Below are 13809 nucleotides of genomic sequence, written 5' to 3'. Positions count from 1 at the left end.
CGCACAGTGAACAACCATTCACATTATACTGTCGCTCCGCCCGTGACGGGCGCTACCCGGCGGTCCGGGCGGGCTCCCGCCACGCCGGCCGGGACGCAGGCGCGACGCCGCGTTACGAGTCGGACCGACGGCCACAGACGAGCACCGGCCGGTCGGTGCCGAGGATCACGTCCTGCGTGACGCTCCCGAACAGCGCCTTGCCCGTCGGTGACCGCTTGCGGCCGCCGACGCATATCTGGTCGACGTTCTCGGTCTCGGCGCGTTCCAGTATCTGCGTCGCCGGGTCGCCGCTGGTCTCCTCCGCGCGGACCTCGACGCCCAGTTCCTCCAGTCGCTCCGACGCCTCGCGGGCGGCCTCGACCTGCATGATCGACGCGCCCGAGGGGTTGTCCGTGAACACGTGCAGCAGGTGGACGACCACCTCGTCGGCGGCGTCGACCATGCTCTCGACGGCGTCGACCTGCGCGTGCGCGCCGTCGACGTCGTCGTCTATCGCTGCCAGTATCTCGTACATACGACAGCTTCGACCGCATGGACAATAATGGTTAGCACCGACCACGGCGCGTCTCGAACGCGTTCGTCAAAGGCTTTAGGCGGCCGCCCGCCGAACCTCTCGGTATGAGTTGGCGTTCCGACGCGGCCTGCTCGGCCTGGGACAACTCGGAGTGTAGCGGGACGCCGTACTGTCCGCCGCGGTGCCCGCGGTTCTACGACCGCGAGGAGGTCCCGCTCGTCATCCGCCCGTTCCGCGAGTCGGACCGCGGCGCGACGGTCGACATGTACGACGACATCGACTCGTACAGCCGGACGATGGGGCTGCCGCCGGCGACCGTACCCCAGATCGAGTCGTGGCTCGACCGCCTCCGGGAAAACGGCTGGAATCTCGTCGCGCTGGACGGCGACCGCGTCGTCGGCCACGTCGCTGTCGTTCCGGCCGACCGGGCCGACCCGAAGTTCGTGGTGTTCGTCCACCAGGACTACCAGGACCGCGGCGTCGGCACCGAACTGATGAAACAGGTCGTCGCGTACGCCGACGACCGCGACCACGAGGCGCTCACGCTGGAGGTCTCCAAGGGGAACCGCCGCGCCGTCACGGTGTACGAGAACGTCGGCTTCGAGGTGGTCGAGCGGATGCGCTCGGACCTGGAGATGGAACTTTCTCTGGAGAAGCCCGTCGCCGAGCGGGTCCAGCGCCCGCCGGCCGAGCGGGAGTGAGGGTGCCGCCGGTCGCGTTACGGGTTTCGACCTCGCTCGTTTCACTCGAATTGAAAATCAGAGAAATCGCCCGACATATATTTTCTTTTATCATAGATCCAGTGGGATGGTGATTCTGGGCTTAGAGGTCATATAAACGGTTTTTCGGACAGATAGAGGCGTATAACGTCTTCTGTCAGTGGAATACGTCTATTCTTCAGAACAGTGCCTTCCGTTGCTCTAGGGCCGGAATACGTCGGGCCATCCGTCTTCGCCCCGAAGTATAGATCGGCTAACGTAAGAATAACACAATGTCTGGATTAGGTATAAATTCGGCCCCTCACCGCCCCGGTTCCGGCGCGCGCCACGCCAGCACGACGCCCAGGACGCCCAGCGCGCTGGCGGCGAGAAACGCCGCTGTGTAGCCCGCACGTTCTATCACCGCGCCGCCGACGATGGGGGCGGCGAACGCGCCCGCGAGGCCGACCGCCGTCTGGAACGCGACGGCCGTCGCGGCGACCCGGGGGTCGACGAGTTCGCGGACGTACGCGAACGAGAGGCCGAGCGTCAACTGCACGGCGAAGCCGGCGACGAGCAACACGGCGAGCAGCGCGACCACCGAGCGGGTGGCGACGACGCTAGCCACCAGCGGGGCGGCCACGACGAACGAGGCGAGCACCACCGGCCGCCGCCGCCCGCCGAACAGGCGGTCCGAGAGCAGGCCGCTGGAGACCCGTGCCAGCACGCCCACCGCGGGGAAGGCGGCGACCAGCAGGCCGCTGACGCCCAGCGACAGCCCGACCACGTCGGTCAGGTAGGACGGCGCCCAGCTGTTGACGAACAGGTACAGCGAGTAGCCCAGGAAGCCGAGGCCGCCGACCGTCCACACCGCGCGGTCACGGAGCACGTCGCCGAACTCGGCGCGGGTGGGCGGCGCGTCGCCGCCGACCGCCCCGAGGCCCCGGCTGGTGGGCCAGAACACGGCGAGGCCGACGAGCGCGAGGCCGTTGAACGCGAGGAAGATGGCGGGCCAGCCGAAGCGGGCGGCGATGGCCGGCGCGGTGCTTTGCCCGAGCGCGAACCCGACCGGGCCGCTGGCGGTGAACACGCCGACGGCGGTGGCGCGGCGAGCGCCGGTGACGGCCTCGCTGACGATGTCGATGCTGGCGTTCCACACGACGACGTACGCCACGCCGCCGAGGATCCGCGAGCCGAGCACGGAAAGGAACGCCCCGCGCTCGCCGGCGATCCAGCCCCAGACGCCCGCGACGAAGAGGACGAGCACGGCGACAGCGACGGCCCGCCGGGAGTCGGTCCGGTCGAGCATCGCCCCGATCGGCAGGCTCGCCACGACGGCGGTGCCGAACATCACGCTGACGACGAGCCCCGCGGCGGCGTCCCCGACCCCCAGCGACTCGCGGACCAGCGGCGTCACGCTCGCCGGCGATATCTCGTACGCACCCAGCGCGACGGAGACGAGGCTCGCCCCCGCGACCAGCGCCCACCGCGTCCGGCCGCTTCGCTGCCGCGCGGCGCTCGTCGCCGTCTCCGTCCCGCCCGTCGAATCGGTCACGTCGCCCCCTTCTCGGGACCTGCCCATGAACCTGTGGCTCGGAGCGGGGTTTGCCGACGCCGAAGCGGGGGCGGCGGCCGGTCAGCGTTCGAGCGTGCCGGTCTCCTCCGGCTCCCTACGTTCGCCGTCGACCAGCACGCGGCCGTCGCTATGGACCGTCACCTCGTGGTCGGGCACCGCGAACGTCAGCGTCCAGTCGGCGTCCTCCATGGCCGCCAGCCGGTCGATGCTGTCGGCGTCAACGTACTCCTGGAGGCTGTACCCCAGTTCGTGCGGCGCGACGCCCTCGACGCGCGCCAGCGCCCGGGCGACGTCGACCGCCGCCCGCCCGCGGTCGCTCACGAGCGCTGCCTCCGCTCTTCGAGCCGCTGACAGCCGTGGACGAGCGGATCCGGGATCCGGTCGGCGTTCCGCTGGAGGGCCTCGAACACGACCGCGGCCTCCTCGAAGTTCGGCCCCCGTGCGACCCGGAGCGGGTCGGTCGAGTATTCGACGAACCCCGCCGACTCCAGCAGCGGGAGGTGCGAGTGTTTGAGTTCGACGTACAGATCCTCGGGGTCCATGAGGCGGTACGGCGGGTTCGCGGCCTCCGGCAGCGACAGTTCCCGGTCCGGCGGGGCCTCCAGCAGCGCGACAACCATCTGCCGACGGGGCTCCGCGGACAGCGCCCTGAACACCTCGTCCCATCGTTCGATGACACGTTTCTCGGCCTGCTTGGCGTCGACGGACATGCCGATCCGGAAGGGCGGCGGGGTTTAGACTCTGCTGACCGGTTCCTCGTCCGAACCTACCCGACTGTTACCACATACCATAGTACGGAAAACGGCGGCCGTCCCGGAGCGTTCGCTCTCGCCGGTAACGGGACGGGTGAGACTATTAGAGTGAAACCGCCGTCATTCCCCGTCCCCGGGGTCCGGCAGGACGACGACCGGCAGGTCGCTGTCGGCGACGAGGTTCGTCGTCACGTCACCGGTCAGGAGTTTGATCCACCGGCTCCCCCCGCGGGGGGTGAAGACGATGGCGCTCGCGCCGACGTCGTGGGCGGCGTCGACGATCGTTTCGGCGACGTCGGTCCCGTACCGGATCTCCGTCTCGACGTCGACGTCCCCGAGTCCGGTCCGGAAGCGGTCGAACGACGCCTCGGCGTGGCGCTCGCGTTGCTCCACCGAGGCCTTGTCCGGCGCGCCGCCGGCTTTCTCGACGACCGCGACCGCGACCACCTCGGCGGCCGCGCCGTCGAGATACGGGCCGAGCGCGGCGGCGGTCGCCGCGGCGTCGTCCTCGTTCGCTATCGGAACGAGTATGCGCCGGAACAGCGTCTCAGCCACGCAATACCACCGGCATGAGCCGCGCGTCGGTTCCCCGCGACCGCGTCGGGCGTGGTCGGGCCATCACGCGCCGCTAGTGACGTCGCGGCGGTTTATTCGTTCCCCTCACCCGGCCGCACCGGCATGGGAGCGGTCCCGGTCGTCGCTGCGCCCCCGAGCGCGGTGATACCTATTTCTTTTGGCCGCGGATTCATCCGCCCGTATCCGTTTCGATTCGGTATGCGCGAAATCGTATCCAAGGTGTGGTCGCGGTGGAACGGGGTACTGTCGACGGGGGCCAGCCTGGTGCCGTCGGTCGCCGACCGGTCCGGCCGGGCCACGCGGTCGGCCGACCTCTACGAGTGTTCGTCGTGTCGGGCGGTGCTGATCGAACCTCCGAGCGACACGTGCTCGCAGTGTGCCGGGGGGATGCTGGAGAAGGTCTGAGCCGCGGGGGGACGACCGGTCCGACGTCGTGCGACCGGCGTCCCCGGTGGTGCGGGCGCTCATCCGCCCTTGAGGACCCCAGTCGCGCCGACCGCTTCGGCGGCGACCCAGGCGACGAACAGGCCGTACAGCAGGAGGAGCGCGTACGACTCCCCGTCCGTCAGGGAGAGATCCGTCCGCAGGAACGCAAAGAGGACGACGGTCGCGAGCGTGAGCACGCCCAGCATGGGGACGGCCACGGCGAAATCGACCGTGACGGTGCCGACGATGAGCACGCCGAGCGGGATGGCGACGAGCAGGTCGAACGTGTTCGAGCCGAGCACGTTGCCGAGGCTCGTCAGCCCCCTGTCGGCCCTCGCCGTGCGGACGCTCACCAGCGTGTCCGGGAGGCTCGTGGCCGCCGCGACGATGACCACGCCCGCTAGGAACTCGGGGATGCCGAACGTCGCGCCGAGCGACTCGACCCCGCCGACGAGCTGTTCGACGGCGACCAGGATGACGAGCAGGCCGGCGGCGAGCTTACCCCACTCCCGCGGGACGTTCGGCTCCGTCGCGGGCGCGTCGGCCTCGTGGTCGCTGACGTCCTGCCACTGGATGAACAGGTACAGCCCGTACAGCAACAGCGGGATCGCGGCCAGCGGCCGGGTGACGCGGCCCGCCAGCGTCGGCCCGCCGTCGACGGGCAGGTAGATGACGGCGAGGGCGAACGTGACCACGAGCGTCGCGACCGCTATCATGTAGAACTGCGCCTCCTTGTACACGAGCGTCCGGCTCGTCTCCAGCTCACCATCCGAGGCCACCCCCGCGAGTGCCGGGATCACGAGGATGTTGAAGATCGCCGAGCCGACGATCGCACCGACGCCCATGTCGAAGACGCCGGCGAGCGCCGTGAACACCACGCTCGCCAGTTCCGGGAAACTGGAGCCGACGGCGACGACGAGCGACCCCTGTATGACCGCCGGCAGCCCGTAGTACGCCGACAGGCGCTCGGCCGACTCCTCCAGCCAGCCGCTCCCGACCCAGATCGCCGCCGACGCGACGCCGATGACGAGCACGTTCACGGCCGGCGAGTCCGGCAGGATACCCCCAGCTATCATCGTGCGTGCCTGGCCCGCGGACCGAGTAGAAACGATCGATCCCCGCTCGCGGCGCGGGGTCGGCGTTCGTCCGGTGAACGACCCGTCGAGACCCCCGGAACGCGCCCGCAACGGCGACCTCCGGTCATGGCCGCTCCGGCGCGACGGTGTCCCACAGCGCGTCCGCCGTCGCCCCGTCCGTGGCGAAGACCGATAGCGGGCCGTCCGCACGCGCCACACAGCCGGCCTCCCGCGCGAGCAGTTCCCCGGCCACCTGCTCCTCGCGGTCCGGTCGGTAACAGACGAACCCGTCGATCCGGCCCCGGGCGAGCAGGCCCCAGTGGACTGTCGGCGACCACGTCTCGATGCGGCGCTTGCAGCGGTCGGTCAGCGCGGCGTCGATCCCGGTCGCGGTCTCCATCCACGCCGCCTCCCGCTTCACGCGGTGGCCGATGACGAACGCGACGGTCGCGTGGGCGACCGGTTCATCGCGCCCGGTCGCTGTCACCGTCGCCCCGTTGAAGCGCACGCCGTCGCCGGCCGCGGCGACGTACAGGTCGTCGAGCACCGGGAGGTAGACCGCCGCCGCGGCCGGCGACCCGTCCCGGCGCACCGCCGCCGCTGTCGCGAACGTCGGCAGCCCGGCGGTGAAGTTGTTCGTCCCGTCGAGCGGGTCGACGATCCACGAGCACTCGCCGTCCCCCTCGTGGTCGCCCGACTCCTCGGCGTACACGTGGTGGTCGGGATGCGCGTCGCGGATGACCGACAGCATGCGCTTTTCGGACTCGCGGTCGGCCACCGCCTTGACGTCGTGTTCGTCGAACTCCGCGTCCGTGGTCCCGGCGGCGAACCGCTCGCGGAGGTACTCGCCGCCCGCACGGCACGCCTCGACCGCGGTGTCGCGCACGTCCATAGGGGTCGCTCCGCGGCCCGACAGTAAAGTTCTCCGACAGCGACGCGTCGTCGGGCGGCGGTGTGGTCGGCCGCCGTCGGACGGGTCGCAGCGCGGTCAGCCCTCGAGCACCGCGTCGGGGCCGTCCCACTCGTCGACGAGCAGCCCGTACCGCTCGACATCGACGTACTCGCCGTCGGCGAACTCGGTCTCGCGGGTGGTCCCCTCGTGGACGAAGCCGAGCCGCTCGCAGAGCCGGCAGGAGGCGTCGTTCCCGGCCCGTACCGTCGCCGACACCCGGTGGAGGCGGAGGTCGCTGAAGCCGTAGTCGAGGAGGTGGGCGCTCGCCTCCAGGGCGTACCCCCGGCCCCAGGCGTCGGGGTGGAACCAGACGCCGAAGTTCGCGTACCCGTCGGCCTCCCGGATCGGATACAGCTGTACCGACCCGACCGGCTCGTCCGCGAACTCGCCGGCGGTCGGGACGGGCAGCAGCGTGACGCCGTCGGCGTCGGTGTCGACCGGCCACAGCTCCTCGCGGTAGGTCTCCTCGGAGTACGGCGTCCGGAAGACGCCGATGTGCCGGCGCACCTCGGGATGGTTCACGCCCGTCAGGAGGAACTCGATGTCCTCCTCCCCGGGCGGTCTGAGCTCGATCCGGTCGCACTCGATGAACGTCGGTCCTGGCATGCGTGTCTCCTGTCGCTGTTCGCGGGCGATGCGGGGCCGGGCCGGCCGCGGGGCCCCGGTCGCGGCGACCGAGACGCCGGCCGGCTCAGAAGGGGGAGGGAGAGGTCATCGGTGGGCTCTACGTGCCCATGGCCCTCGCCGTGTCATAAACGTTGGTGGTGCCTGCGTCGTCACGGAGCGACGGGACTTACTCGTCGCAGCGCGAACGCCGGGGCATGGAAGTCATCGCTGTTGCGGCGGTGGGCGAAAACGGCGTCATCGGCGACGGGCCGACCCTCCCGTGGGACCTGCCCGAGGAGGTGCGGCGGTACCGGGAGCGGGTCGCCGGCGAGACGGTCGTGCTGGGCCGGCGGACGTTCGAGATGTTCGACGACCCGCCCGGCGAGCACCGGATCGTTCTGAGCCGGAGCGACCGGTCGTACGAGGACCCGGCGGTCACCCACGCTGGAAGCCCGGCGGCCGCGCTCGACGTTGCCCGCGACCGCGGGTGCTCGACGCTGTACGTGCTGGGCGGGAGCGCCATCTACGCGGCGTTCCTGCCCCATTACGACCGCATGCTGTTGAGCCGGGTTCACGGCGAGTACGAAGGAGACGCGTCGTTCCCCGCGTTCGACCGCGACCGCTGGGAACTCGTCGACGAGACGCCGTACGAGGGGTACACCCTGGAAGAGTGGCGGCCGGCCGACCGGTAGACCTGCTCCCCCCGAGTCGCCGGCGTCAGTCGGGCGTCCGGAACACCCGTGCGGTGTCCCGGTCGAGCGCGGTCGCGTCGACCTCGACGAGGCCCCGCTCGGAAAACACCGTGCTCCAGTCGCGGTAGTACAGCGGCACGTCCTCGTCGACGTAGTTCACCGTCCCCGCCTCCCCGCTCTCGTTTTCCACGACGACGAGGACGCCGTCCGTGATCCGGACCAGTTCGTCGAACACCCACTCGGCGTCCGGGTGGATGTGCTGGAGCGTCTCGACCGAGAACGTCGCGTCGAACGCGCCGTCGTTGACGTCCGCGACGTACTCCTCTATCGTACTCTCGTGGAACGTCCCCGTCGCCGCCAGATCCGGATACGTCTCGGCGAGCACGTCCAGCGCGTCGCCGTTGACGTCGACGCCGGTCAGGTCGGTAAACCCCGCGTCGGCGAGCGCGGCGAGGTGCCGGCCGGCGCTGCAGCCGACCTCCAGCACGCGCGCGTCGCGGCCGACGCGGCGCTCCAGGGTCGACCGGATCAGCTCGCTCGTCTCGTCCGGCCCGTAGTGGGCGTAGTACCTCGGCGAGTACTCGCCGGAGCGGTCCGCCCAGGCGCGCCGGACGTCGTGTGAATCCACGTTTGGTCGCGGTGGCCGGGCCGTAAAGGTCTGCCGCACCCGGGGCGTGGGGCTCCCGCCGGCCGACGTTCCCGCCGCGTGGGAGCCGGCGCGTCGATTTAAGGAGCGCTCCCGGCAAGTTCCGAACGGGCCAATGGATTCACCGATCGCGGCGGCCGACCGCACGGCACCCCCCATCGACGTCGCGTCGCTGGCGCTCGACGGCCTCGAATCCATCGAGCGCCCCGCCGAGATCCGCTGTGCGACGGGGGACTGGACGACCGCAACCTGGCGCGGCGTCCCCGTCGCGGCCCTCGTGGAGGCGAGGGACGTCCCGCCGGAGACGACCCACCTCGTCGTCGCCAGCGGCGACGGCTACCGCGCCTGCCTCGACGTCCGGGCCGCGCTCGAATGCGTGCTGGCGGTCGCCCGGGACGGGGAGCCGATAGACGCCGACGGTCCGCGGCTCGTCGGGCCCGACCTCGACGGGGCGCGGACGGTGAAGGGCGTCTCGACAGTTGTGCCCGTCTCCCTGCCGCCGAGCGCCGACCCGGCGGACTTCGAGGCGTTTCCGGAGGCGTGAGCCGTCCCCGGACGCCGACGGCCCCTCAACCGTCCGCCGACTCCGCGTCGACCCGGTCGAGGTACGCGCGGATCCGCTCCGTGTCCAGGTGGTCGAGGATGCGGTCGTGGGCCCGCTTCCTGCGGGCCTCGATCTCCTCGTCGGAGATGTACGCGTCCAGCCGGTCGTCGACCTCCGCCTCCCGCAGTTCCTCGACGGTCTCCGCCGGGAGGTCGAGGTCGTCGGGCATCCGCTCGTCGAACGCCTCCCGCCACCGGTCGCGGGTCCCCCATTCCGGGTCGCGCGCCCGCTCCCGGCGCACCCAGTCGACGCGCTCGGCGGCGTCGTCCCAGTACCCCCGGTCCCCGCGGACGTCGCCGACGACGTGCCGGCCGACGCGTGCCCCCTGTCCGGCCGCGGTGATGGCCTGCTGGTTCCGGTCGTCGACGGGCGAGGCGACGTAGAGCCCGTCGATCGGCGTTCGCCCGTCGGGGTCGGCGTACGACCGGTCGAAGTGCCGGTGCTTCTCGCCGCCGTGGTTGTGCGTCTCGTACATCTCCCCCTTGTCGAGGGGTTCGAGGTACTCGCTGTCGTACCTGGTCGCGGCGACGACGCGCTCGGCTTCGACGGCGCGCCCGTCCTGGGTCTCCACGGCGAACCCCGACCCGTCGGCAGTCCGGGTCACGGCGTCGACGAAGTCGTCGACGAGGCGGCAGCCGGCCGCCTCCGCGTGGGCGTGCATCAGGTCGTAGAACGTGTCGATGTCGATGCCGCCCGGGAAGCCGAGGTAGTTCTCCAGGTGGGCACACTGCTGGAGGGACGACCGCCCCCGGTCGAGAACGAGGGTGTCGAGGCCGTAGCGGGCGGTGAACACGCCCGCGGAACAGCCGGCCGGGCCGCCCCCGACGACGGCGACGTCGCACGTCTCGTCGGGGTCGAACGCGTCGGCGGCTTCGGTCATCCGTCGGCTCCCTCCGGCGAGCGCGGGCCAGTGGCTGTCTCCGCGACGCGGTCGCGTCGCACGTCCGTCCGACGAGCGGGGGTTCGGCGGTCCATGTGATGTGGGCCGCGCTATCCCACCATAAGCGCTACGAATTTTAGGCGAACCTAAAACTATCGTCCGGGCGTGTCACACGTCGGGCAGACCGGCGGGCCGGCCGGCGGGTACGTCGTTCCGCAGTTCGGACATGCGTTCTCCCGGGGCTCCGGGTGTTCGACGTCCGCGTCGAACGAGTACGCGGGGTCCCGGAAGTCCTCGACCAGTTGGACCCCGGCCCCGGACGCCCCGTGCGCGTGGCCGTCGAGCGCCGTGGTTGCCGCCCGCCGGACGGCGTCGTCGTCCGCCCGCGCTAGTTCTTCGAGACGCGGACGGTGCGCCTCGACCCGACCGTCGTCGCCCGCGAGCGCCCAGCACGCCCGGGCCTGCACGAAGCTGTTCCCGTCGGTCAGGTGCGGTTCGAAGTCGACGGCCCCGTCGGGCCGCCAGCCGTCCCGGCGGAGCGCGCCCAGGCACTCGAGGGCGCGGCCGCGGACGAACGGGTTCCCGTCGGCCAGCAGGTCCGCGACGTCGTCGCCGATCGGCTCCACCGTTTGCGGGTGGTCGAGCGCGACGGTCGCGACGGCCGTGGCGAGCCAGAAGCGGACCACGGGGCTCTCGTCGTCGAGTCGAGCGGCGAAGTTCCCGACGGCGGACCGGCACGCGTCGGGGTCCCCGGCGGCGAGGTGCGCGAAGGCCTTCGCGGCCTTCCCGCGGGCCGCCGGCTTCTCGTCCCCCAGGCAGTCGAGGAACCGCGCCCGCGCCGTCGTCGCGTCGACCGCCGACGGGTCGGCCCGGGCGAGCAGCCCCAGGGCCTCCGCGGCGCGGGCCCGCACGAAGTAGAAGTCGTCGTACAGGCGCTCGGTCAGCACCTCGACGAGCGGCTCGACGGCCGTCGGGCGGGACTCCGCGACCGCGACGACCGTCTTGACCGCCCGCAGCCGAACCGGCCGGTCGCCGTCCGTCAGAAACGCGTCGAACAGCGGGAGCGCCGGCGCGACGGTCGACGGCTCCGTGTCCGCGGCCGACTGCAGCACCCGCAGCCGGTCCTTCCACGCGTCGTCGCTCCCGTCCCGCAGCCGCCGAACCAGCGATTCCACCTCCGCGCTCGCCTCCCGGTCGATGGCGTCGCGGAGGGCTGCCGCCGGCGGCGGGTCGCCCGCCTCGCTCCCGTCGGTCACGGTCGGGCGGTTCGGCGGACTGGGTGAAAAGTGTTGGTCGCCCGCGGCGGCGCCCCGGACGCTCACATGCGTATTCGTCGGGTCCCGTGTCCTCCATCGCCTCACGGACCCGGCGGGCAGGGGAAGCTTTATATTTATTTAGGCTAGCCTAAAAACTGATGACGCCCAGCGACCTCCACCGACCGGGACAGTCGCCCGCCGGAGCCGCGCCAGGGACGCCACGACCCGCGCGTCCGGGGGCGATCTGAGATGCCCCGCGACCGCCTCCCCGCCTCGTCGCGGCGAAAGCGGGGCGAACTCTGGGCGGCCGTCTACCTCCGGCTGTTCGACGCGGACGCGAGCGACGCCGGTGGAGCGGGGGACGACGCGCCGCCTTCCGGCCCGCGCGGCGGGGCGAACCGGCCGCCGGGGAACGACGAGAGGCGGGATCGGTGACATGGTGGGCCAGACGCTGACCGCGCTCCGGTCGCGGATCGAAACCCGGGCCGTCGCGGACGGCCCCTTCGGCGTGGTCTGTGGCCGCACGAACGAGCGGATCGTCCCCCTCGGCGACCTGCGGTTCCCGGACCGGGAGACGGCGGCCGAGGCCGCCCAGCTGGCAGAGCAGTACCGCGCCGCGCTCCGGCGGTACGACCCCGAACTCCCGTGTCACGACCCGGTCGTCTGCGAACTGCCGGCGGTGACCCGGACGCCGACCGCCGACCCGGGCCGCGACTGGGCGTTTCCGCCGACCCCGCCGGCCTCCACGCCCGGTTCTGGGCGCATCGAGTTCTGCCACCGCGTCGCGGGCGCGGTGTTCGAGACGCTGTCGGCGGGCGGCCACGACGCGGCCGAGCGCGCCGTCATGGACGCGTACTTCGAGGCCGCCGAAGCGGTCACGAGCCGGGACCGGCTCTGTCTCCACCTCCTCGAGGGGATGGCGGCGACGCTGGCCGGCCGGTTCCCCCCGGCGACGCAGGCGGAGATCCTCCGCGAGGCGGCGACACAGCTCCCGGGGTCCCCGGCCGACGCCACTCCGGTCGCGGCCGCGTTCGACCGGCTCGGGGCCCTCGAGTTCTTCGAGAGCTACTCGCTGTCGGACGCCGACGGGGACGCGGTGTGTGTGTCGCTGACCGACTACGCGCTGTCGTCGACCGACGCCGCCCTCCCGACGCTGCCGATCACCGTGGACCTGTTGCGGCGGCGGCCGGAGGCGATCCCGGCCGTCCCCGACGCCGTTCGGGTCGACGACGAGACCTGGGAACTGACGCTTGCGACCGCCCCCGAGACGCCGGTCGGGCTGTCGACCGCCCCCGTCGCCGGCCGTCAGTGACCGGCGGGCGGCGCGACACGCGTGGCCGGCCGCCGACGGGGACCGCTGCCGCCGGGCCGGTCCTACCGGCTCGTTTACAACATCTTTACCGCTCCCGATCGAACCCCCGATATGGACACGATCGAACTGACGGTTCGGCTGCTCGCCGGGGCGGCGCTCATCCTGGCGAACGGCTTCTTCGTCGCGATCGAGTTCGCGCTCACCCGCGTGCGTCAGTTCCCGGAGTCCGAGTTCGACGTGCCCGGCCTGCGACGCGCCTGGGGGATGACCCAGGACCTCGAGATCTACCTCACGAGCTGTCAGGTGGGCATCTCCGCGACGAGCATCGCCGTCGGCATCGTCGCGGAGCCGGCGGTGGCGTCGCTGATCGAGCCGTTCTTCGGGAACACGTTCCTCGCGTCGGTCGGGGCGGGCGGCGTCCTCGGGTTCGTCATCATCAACCTGCTCCACCTGACACACGGCGAGCAGACGCCGACGTACCTCGGCGTCGAACGGACGAAGCTCGTCGCCCGGTACGGCGCGACGCCGCTGTACTGGTTCGCGAAGCTGCTGTACCCGGTGATCGTACTCGGCGACGGCGTCGCGAAGTGGACGCTCCGCCTCTTCGGCATCGAGATGACCGGCGCGTGGCTGGAGACCGAGACCGACCGGGTCGAATCGCGCGCCGACCTCCGCCACCGGCTCGGCACCCTGCTCGACCGCGGGGACATCACCGAGGAACGCAAGGAGGAGATACTCAACGCCTTCACCGTCGGCGACACGCCCGTCCGGGAGGTGATGACCGCCCGCGGGGACGTCCTCTCCCTCTCGACGACGGCGTCCGTCCGGGAGAACGTCGACCGGATCGGCAAAAGCCCCCATACGCGGTTCCCGCTCGTCGGCGACGGCCTCAAAGACTTCCGCGGCATCGTCTACGTCCCGGCGGTCGTCAACCGGATCGACGACCTCCGCCGCGGCGACGCCACCTTCGAGGACGTGGCGGCCCCGCCGATGACGGTCCGGCAGGACACGCCCATCAGCGACGCCGTCGACCGCTTCCAGGCGGAACACCAGGAACTCGCGCTCGTGGTCGACGACGCCGACGAGGTCGTGGGGCTGGTCACCGCGACCGACGCGCTCGAAGCCGTGATGGGCGAGATCGAGGACCCCCTCGACGTGGAACTGGGGACGCCGTCGGGCGCGTCCCCCTGAGTCGGGACGCGTCCGTCTCGGCCGCGAAACGCGAGGCCCCCGGACGGACCGT

18 protein-coding genes are annotated in these 13809 nt (G+C 71.5%); 7 read left to right on the top strand and 11 right to left on the bottom strand.

Features of this window, described 5'->3' with window-relative positions:
- Positions 1–112: 112 nt before the first annotated feature.
- Entirely contained in the window at positions 113–514 is a 402-nt protein-coding gene (locus EYW40_RS13825) for a universal stress protein (RefSeq protein WP_135822242.1), read from the bottom strand.
- Positions 515–618: 104 nt separating this feature from the next.
- On the opposite strand from EYW40_RS13825, the gene EYW40_RS13820 reads away from it, so the two are divergent.
- The gene (locus EYW40_RS13820) at positions 619–1215 is read left to right on the top strand and encodes a GNAT family N-acetyltransferase (protein WP_135822241.1); all 597 of its coding nucleotides are present in this window, start codon (positions 619–621) and stop codon (positions 1213–1215) included.
- Between the two features lie 319 nt (positions 1216–1534).
- On the opposite strand, the gene EYW40_RS13815 is transcribed toward EYW40_RS13820, so the two are convergent.
- The 4 genes from EYW40_RS13815 to EYW40_RS13800 all read right to left on the bottom strand — a co-directional run bounded on the left by EYW40_RS13815 (position 1535) and on the right by EYW40_RS13800 (position 4095).
- Positions 1535–2767 carry an MFS transporter gene (locus tag EYW40_RS13815; RefSeq protein WP_237560616.1) on the bottom strand — a complete coding sequence of 411 codons (1233 nt, stop codon included), beginning with the start codon at positions 2765–2767 and terminating at the stop codon, positions 1535–1537.
- Positions 2768–2848: 81 nt separating this feature from the next.
- On the bottom strand, positions 2849–3109 hold the full coding sequence (locus EYW40_RS13810) for a HalOD1 output domain-containing protein (RefSeq protein WP_161973218.1): 261 nt from the start codon (positions 3107–3109) through the stop codon (positions 2849–2851).
- Positions 3106–3498: a hypothetical protein gene (locus tag EYW40_RS13805; RefSeq protein ID WP_135822239.1), complete on the bottom strand. Its 393-nt coding sequence runs from the start codon at positions 3496–3498 to the stop codon at positions 3106–3108. The genes EYW40_RS13810 and EYW40_RS13805 overlap by 4 nt, the downstream gene beginning before the upstream one ends.
- A 162-nt stretch (positions 3499–3660) precedes the next feature.
- The gene (locus tag EYW40_RS13800) at positions 3661–4095 is read right to left on the bottom strand and encodes a universal stress protein (protein WP_135822238.1); all 435 of its coding nucleotides are present in this window, start codon (positions 4093–4095) and stop codon (positions 3661–3663) included.
- Between the two features lie 219 nt (positions 4096–4314).
- On the opposite strand from EYW40_RS13800, the gene EYW40_RS13795 reads away from it, so the two are divergent.
- The gene (locus tag EYW40_RS13795; RefSeq protein WP_135822237.1) at positions 4315–4521 is read left to right on the top strand and encodes a hypothetical protein; all 207 of its coding nucleotides are present in this window, start codon (positions 4315–4317) and stop codon (positions 4519–4521) included.
- A 59-nt stretch (positions 4522–4580) separates the two neighbouring features.
- Here EYW40_RS13795 and EYW40_RS13790 read toward each other — a convergent pair whose 3' ends face one another.
- The 3 genes from EYW40_RS13790 to EYW40_RS13780 all read right to left on the bottom strand — a co-directional run bounded on the left by EYW40_RS13790 (position 4581) and on the right by EYW40_RS13780 (position 7176).
- Positions 4581–5618, bottom strand: a complete 1038-nt coding sequence (locus EYW40_RS13790; protein ID WP_135822236.1) for a sodium:calcium antiporter — start codon at positions 5616–5618, stop codon at positions 4581–4583.
- A gap of 124 nt (positions 5619–5742) precedes the next feature.
- Entirely contained in the window at positions 5743–6510 is a 768-nt protein-coding gene (locus tag EYW40_RS13785) for an inositol monophosphatase family protein (protein ID WP_135822235.1), read from the bottom strand.
- 96 nt (positions 6511–6606) lie between these two features.
- The gene (locus EYW40_RS13780) at positions 6607–7176 is read right to left on the bottom strand and encodes a GNAT family N-acetyltransferase (RefSeq protein WP_135822234.1); all 570 of its coding nucleotides are present in this window, start codon (positions 7174–7176) and stop codon (positions 6607–6609) included.
- Positions 7177–7391: 215 nt separating this feature from the next.
- On the opposite strand from EYW40_RS13780, the gene EYW40_RS13775 reads away from it, so the two are divergent.
- Positions 7392–7868: a dihydrofolate reductase gene (locus EYW40_RS13775; protein WP_135822233.1), complete on the top strand. Its 477-nt coding sequence runs from the start codon at positions 7392–7394 to the stop codon at positions 7866–7868.
- A gap of 25 nt (positions 7869–7893) precedes the next feature.
- Here EYW40_RS13775 and EYW40_RS13770 read toward each other — a convergent pair whose 3' ends face one another.
- Positions 7894–8496 carry a class I SAM-dependent methyltransferase gene (locus tag EYW40_RS13770; protein ID WP_135822232.1) on the bottom strand — a complete coding sequence of 201 codons (603 nt, stop codon included), beginning with the start codon at positions 8494–8496 and terminating at the stop codon, positions 7894–7896.
- Positions 8497–8629: 133 nt separating this feature from the next.
- Between EYW40_RS13770 and EYW40_RS13765 the strand changes: the two genes are divergently transcribed.
- Positions 8630–9058: a molybdopterin-dependent oxidoreductase gene (locus tag EYW40_RS13765; protein ID WP_135822231.1), complete on the top strand. Its 429-nt coding sequence runs from the start codon at positions 8630–8632 to the stop codon at positions 9056–9058.
- 25 nt (positions 9059–9083) lie between these two features.
- Here EYW40_RS13765 and EYW40_RS13760 read toward each other — a convergent pair whose 3' ends face one another.
- Both EYW40_RS13760 and EYW40_RS13755 read right to left on the bottom strand, forming a co-directional pair.
- Positions 9084–9998: an NAD(P)/FAD-dependent oxidoreductase gene (locus EYW40_RS13760; protein ID WP_135822230.1), complete on the bottom strand. Its 915-nt coding sequence runs from the start codon at positions 9996–9998 to the stop codon at positions 9084–9086.
- 152 nt (positions 9999–10150) lie between these two features.
- Positions 10151–11254, bottom strand: a complete 1104-nt coding sequence (locus tag EYW40_RS13755; protein WP_135822229.1) for a HEAT repeat domain-containing protein — start codon at positions 11252–11254, stop codon at positions 10151–10153.
- A gap of 249 nt (positions 11255–11503) precedes the next feature.
- On the opposite strand from EYW40_RS13755, the gene EYW40_RS13750 reads away from it, so the two are divergent.
- The 3 genes from EYW40_RS13750 (at position 11504) to EYW40_RS13740 (ending at position 13757) form a co-directional block, all read left to right on the top strand.
- Positions 11504–11689 (top strand): hypothetical protein, encoded by a 186-nt coding sequence (locus EYW40_RS13750; RefSeq protein WP_135822228.1) that lies wholly within the window; start codon positions 11504–11506, stop codon positions 11687–11689.
- Between the two features lies 1 nt (position 11690).
- Entirely contained in the window at positions 11691–12566 is an 876-nt protein-coding gene (locus EYW40_RS13745; protein ID WP_135822227.1) for a DUF7551 domain-containing protein, read from the top strand.
- A 111-nt stretch (positions 12567–12677) separates the two neighbouring features.
- The gene (locus EYW40_RS13740) at positions 12678–13757 is read left to right on the top strand and encodes a CNNM domain-containing protein (protein WP_135822226.1); all 1080 of its coding nucleotides are present in this window, start codon (positions 12678–12680) and stop codon (positions 13755–13757) included.
- Positions 13758–13809: the final 52 nt, after the last annotated feature.

The organism is Halostella litorea (assembly GCF_004785955.1).
Taxonomy (GTDB): Archaea; Halobacteriota; Halobacteria; order Halobacteriales; family Natronoarchaeaceae; genus Halostella; species Halostella litorea.
The sequence above is the reverse complement of the archived record's forward strand: the minus strand, read 5'-3'. Positions and strand labels throughout refer to the sequence as shown.

Excerpts from the sequence above, each read along its gene's own strand:
- EYW40_RS13765 (WP_135822231.1), top strand. The coding sequence starts at position 8,630 with ATGGATTCACCGATCGCGGCGGCCGACCGCACGGCACCCCCCATCGAC.
- EYW40_RS13760 (WP_135822230.1), bottom strand. The coding sequence starts at position 9,998 with ATGACCGAAGCCGCCGACGCGTTCGACCCCGACGAGACGTGCGACGTC.
- EYW40_RS13795 (WP_135822237.1), top strand. The coding sequence starts at position 4,315 with ATGCGCGAAATCGTATCCAAGGTGTGGTCGCGGTGGAACGGGGTACTG.
- EYW40_RS13790 (WP_135822236.1), bottom strand. The coding sequence starts at position 5,618 with ATGATAGCTGGGGGTATCCTGCCGGACTCGCCGGCCGTGAACGTGCTC.
- EYW40_RS13785 (WP_135822235.1), bottom strand. The coding sequence starts at position 6,510 with ATGGACGTGCGCGACACCGCGGTCGAGGCGTGCCGTGCGGGCGGCGAG.
- EYW40_RS13805 (WP_135822239.1), bottom strand. The coding sequence starts at position 3,498 with ATGTCCGTCGACGCCAAGCAGGCCGAGAAACGTGTCATCGAACGATGG.
- EYW40_RS13740 (WP_135822226.1), top strand. The coding sequence starts at position 12,678 with ATGGACACGATCGAACTGACGGTTCGGCTGCTCGCCGGGGCGGCGCTC.
- EYW40_RS13745 (WP_135822227.1), top strand. The coding sequence starts at position 11,691 with ATGGTGGGCCAGACGCTGACCGCGCTCCGGTCGCGGATCGAAACCCGG.
- EYW40_RS13780 (WP_135822234.1), bottom strand. The coding sequence starts at position 7,176 with ATGCCAGGACCGACGTTCATCGAGTGCGACCGGATCGAGCTCAGACCG.
- EYW40_RS13775 (WP_135822233.1), top strand. The coding sequence starts at position 7,392 with ATGGAAGTCATCGCTGTTGCGGCGGTGGGCGAAAACGGCGTCATCGGC.
- EYW40_RS13825 (WP_135822242.1), bottom strand. The coding sequence starts at position 514 with ATGTACGAGATACTGGCAGCGATAGACGACGACGTCGACGGCGCGCAC.
- EYW40_RS13820 (WP_135822241.1), top strand. The coding sequence starts at position 619 with ATGAGTTGGCGTTCCGACGCGGCCTGCTCGGCCTGGGACAACTCGGAG.
- EYW40_RS13750 (WP_135822228.1), top strand. The coding sequence starts at position 11,504 with ATGCCCCGCGACCGCCTCCCCGCCTCGTCGCGGCGAAAGCGGGGCGAA.